2 protein-coding genes are annotated in these 1,820 nt (G+C 63.5%); both read right to left on the reverse strand.

Annotation, left to right across the window (positions count from 1 at the left end):
- Nucleotides 1-72 precede the first annotated feature (72 nt).
- The gene (locus ACE04F_RS28655; RefSeq protein WP_486111037.1) at nt 73-915 is read right to left on the reverse strand and encodes an urease accessory protein UreD; all 843 of its coding nucleotides are present in this window, start codon (nt 913-915) and stop codon (nt 73-75) included.
- A 174-nt stretch (nt 916-1,089) separates the two neighbouring features.
- A complete protein-coding gene (gene urtE / locus ACE04F_RS28660; protein WP_486111164.1) occupies nt 1,090-1,788 on the reverse strand; it encodes an urea ABC transporter ATP-binding subunit UrtE in 699 nt (232 codons plus the stop codon).
- Nucleotides 1,789-1,820 lie beyond the last annotated feature (32 nt).

Consider the following 1,820-nt stretch of genomic DNA (forward strand, 5'->3'; position numbering starts at 1 on the left):
GTGTCAGTCAGTAATCATGTTGAATGTTCCATTGCTTTCGCGAGCAGGCTCGCTCCCACAGGGGAGACAGATTCAGGTGCTCCAGATTCTCGGTGGCACGGCTTCTCGTCCGAGCAGCGCGGGCCTGAGCAAGCGCCATAACTCAATCAACCACCCGCGCGCCAGTAATGCCTCGCTCGCCAGGCAGCGGGCGACGACCAGGCCGGGCAACTGGGTCAGGTCGCCACGCACGGCATGGCCCAGGGAACGGCAGCGCTCCAGCAGCTCGCTGTTGATCTCGCCGGTCACCAGCAACGTCGCAAACACCGGGTCGCCGCCCAGGCCGATGGGGGAATCGAGCAAGCCGTCACCGCCGACAATGCGCTGGCGCTCATGCCACAGCAACTGGCCGTCGCGGCGGATGTCCAGCCGCGATTGAAAGTGGCCGAGATCGAATCGCTCGCCGCTGGCCGGTCGGCCGAGGGCAACCATGTCCCAGTAGTACAGCCGGGCGTCGCCCTGCAGATCGATGCAGGTGCTGAGTTCGGCCTGGGCCGCGCTGAAGACGATGGTTTCCTGAGGCAGCCATTCCAGGGTCGCACCGCCAGCCACGCTCAGTTTCAGTTGCTGGTACGCCGGGCCGGCCGCGCGATACCACTTGGCCGCGCCGGGGCTGGTCAGTTGCGCCCAGGCATCGGGGCCGACGTGGGCCGAGATGTCCAGTCGATCACCGCCGGCAATCCCGCCGGGCGGGTGGACGATGATGTGCTGGCAGACCTCGGGACCTTCGGCGTACAGGTGTTTCTGCACCCGCAGTGGACCTCTGTGGCGTCGCTGGACCGGACGCGTGCAGTCGCCGAATCGGGCATAGCCCAAGTCCAGCTCGGCGTGCCAGCTGGGGGTAAACAGGGCGGATGGCGATACAGGTAGATTCATGATTTTCTGATTATCGTCGGAAGGCCAAGACTAGGGTTTGAACGAAAAGTCGCCGAGCGGCGATCAGGCAAGGCGAAAACAGGCGAGGAAGCGGAGTTGACTGGTTGTCAATGAGCATTCCGAGCCTGTTTTCAACGCAGCATGATCGTCGCGCAGGCACTTTTCGTACAAAGCCTAGATCGTTACCAGCCCGCGCACACCCTCTGCCTCCATATTTTCGCCGCGACCCTGCTGGACAATTTCGCCCCGGGACATCACCAGGTACTGATCGGCCAGCTCGGCGGCGAAGTCGTAGAACTGCTCCACCAGCAAGATCGCCATGTCGCCCCGGGCCGCGAGTTTCCTGATCACCGCGCCAATCTCCTTGATCACCGACGGCTGGATGCCTTCGGTGGGCTCGTCGAGAATCAGCAGCCGCGGCCGACTGGCCAGGGCCCGGCCAATCGCGAGCTGCTGTTGCTGGCCGCCGGACAGATCACCGCCGCGGCGTTGCTTCATTTGCAGCAGCACCGGGAACAGTTCGTAGATGAAGGCCGGTACTTCCTTGGCTTCGGAGCCGGGAAAACGCGACAGACCCATCAGCAGGTTTTCTTCCACCGTCAGCCGAGCGAAAATTTCCCGACCCTGGGGCACATAGGCGATGCCGGCATGTACCCGCTGGTGCGGCTTGAAGCTGGTGATGGCCTTGCCTTCCCAACTCACCACGCCTTCCTTGGCCGGCAGCAGGCCCATCAGGCATTTGAGCAGGGTGGTCTTGCCCACGCCGTTGCGGCCCAGCAGGCACGTTACCTCGCCGACCTTCACGTCGAACGACAGGCCCCGCAGGATGTGGCTACCGCCGTAGTACTGGTGCAGCTTGTCGACTTGCAGCATGTCTTCAATCCCCTGTGTCCCCTGTGGGAGCG

Source organism: Pseudomonas sp. AGC41, from assembly GCF_057334555.1.